General features: G+C 69.5%; 3 protein-coding genes. 2 read left to right on the top strand and 1 reads right to left on the bottom strand.

What is annotated here, in order from left to right; genetic code table 11:
• Both AB0M20_RS42340 and AB0M20_RS42335 read left to right on the top strand, forming a co-directional pair.
• A partial coding sequence (locus tag AB0M20_RS42340) for a hypothetical protein (RefSeq protein WP_364307048.1) occupies positions 1 to 345 on the top strand: 345 nt, incomplete at its 5' end.
• A gap of 134 nt (positions 346 to 479) precedes the next feature.
• A complete protein-coding gene (locus tag AB0M20_RS42335) occupies positions 480 to 1,256 on the top strand; it encodes a hypothetical protein (RefSeq protein ID WP_364307046.1) in 777 nt (258 codons plus the stop codon).
• A 23-nt stretch (positions 1,257 to 1,279) separates the two neighbouring features.
• On the opposite strand, the gene AB0M20_RS42330 is transcribed toward AB0M20_RS42335, so the two are convergent.
• Entirely contained in the window at positions 1,280 to 1,558 is a 279-nt protein-coding gene (locus tag AB0M20_RS42330) for a YggT family protein (RefSeq protein WP_364307045.1), read from the bottom strand.
• Positions 1,559 to 1,637: the final 79 nt, after the last annotated feature.

The following is a 1,637-nucleotide window of genomic DNA, read 5'->3' as shown; positions in this document are numbered from 1 at the left end:
TGGCAGGCGCACAACGGCAGCGGTACCGCGGGCACGTTCACGGCGGTGCGTGAGGAGTGCGGCCGGCGCTCCTGCGAATTCCGGGGGACGTGGGCGGCGGCCGACGGCAGCGCCGGCCGTGACGACGTCATCCTGTACGACGAGCCCGACGGCTTCGGCCTCGGCGACACCGCGGAGGCGCTCGACACGGGCGCCCGGTCGGGCGTTTTCGCCACCGCGGGCGGCTCCACCTACCTGCTCATCACCGGCTTCGTGGTGGCCGGCCTCGCGGCGCTGATGGGCTGGATCTTCGTGCTGCGCAACGCCTTCCGGCGCCGGAAGGCCCCGGCCGCGGCGCCGGCCTGATCCGGAAACAGAAAGGACCTTCTCCAACGGCGTATCGGCTGATCGCGAGGCGATCAGCCGATTAGCAGATCTCGGACTCGCGGAATCTTCCCGCCCGGGGCCCCTCTCGGTCCTGCAGGAGAAGGGAGAGTCCTATGGTCACAGAGAAGGACTCGGCGTCGCTGTACGCGAAGTCGTATCTGCTCATCCGCTCGGTGCTGGCGTTCATCGGTGTGCTGCTGCCGATCGCGTTCATCATCGGCGAGGCCTACTTCATCGGCGGCGCGGTGCAGGTCCGCGGCTCGCTCAGCTCGTACTACCACTCCCCCATGCGGGACCTGTTCGTGGCGGCGCTGTCGGTCACCGGCTTCATGCTGCTGACCTACATGGCCGGGCAGCGCAACACCTACGACTACTGGCTCAGCACCGTCGCCGGCATCGCCGTGCTCGGCGTGGTGTTCTTCCCGACCAACCGGCCCGGGATCGGCGCCGGTCCCCGGTGCGGCGAGATCCCCGAGCCCGCCGGGTGCGCGGCCATACAGCAGAGCCTGGGCGAGGCGGTCACCGCGAGGGTGCACTACACCTCCGCGGCGATCTTCATCCTGAGCCTGGCCCTGATCGCCTTCGTCTTCGCGCGCCAGGAGCGCGACCGGTACGGCAACCTGAAGCTGGCGGCCGTGCAGCGGCTCTGCGGGTGGGTGATCATCGGGTCGGTAGCCTTCGTGATCGTGGGCAACTGGCTGCACCTGCGGATCGGGCCGCTGACCCCGCTGTACATCGCCGAGGTTGTGTCGGTGTGGGCGTTCGGGATCTCGTGGCTGCTCACCGCGCGGGCACTGCTGAAGCGGATCGTCCCTGGAGTCAAGGCGCCACTGCCGGTCACGCCGGCGGAGGCGGCATTGCCGGCCGTCGCAGCGGCGCCGGTCGGCTGACCCCGTGGCGGGCCTGGACCGGGTCAGCCGATCAGCGAACGGATGATGACGATGGCCAGGAAGACCACGATGAAGGACAGGTCGATGCCGACGCCGCCGAGGCGCAGCGGGGGCAGCACGCGGCGGACCGGCGCCAGGATCGGCTCGGTCATCGAGTGCACGCCGCTGGTCAGGCGGGAGCGCACGGAGCCCGCCGTGCTCGGCCCGGCCAGCACCACCGACCAGTCCAGGATGGCGCGGGCGACGAGCAGCACCTGCAACAGCAGCAACAGGAAACTCACGACGGCGAGGACGAGGCCCATCTTTCCTCCAGAACAGCCGGTACGGTTCCTGCAACGATGCGTCACCCAGATGTGAAAATGCTGAGTTCCGGCTGAGCGG

This window comes from Actinoplanes sp. NPDC051633 (assembly GCF_040681735.1).
Taxonomy (GTDB): domain Bacteria; phylum Actinomycetota; class Actinomycetes; order Mycobacteriales; family Micromonosporaceae; genus Actinoplanes.
Note: the sequence above shows the minus strand (reverse complement) of the source record. Positions and strands in the feature narration are given on the sequence as shown.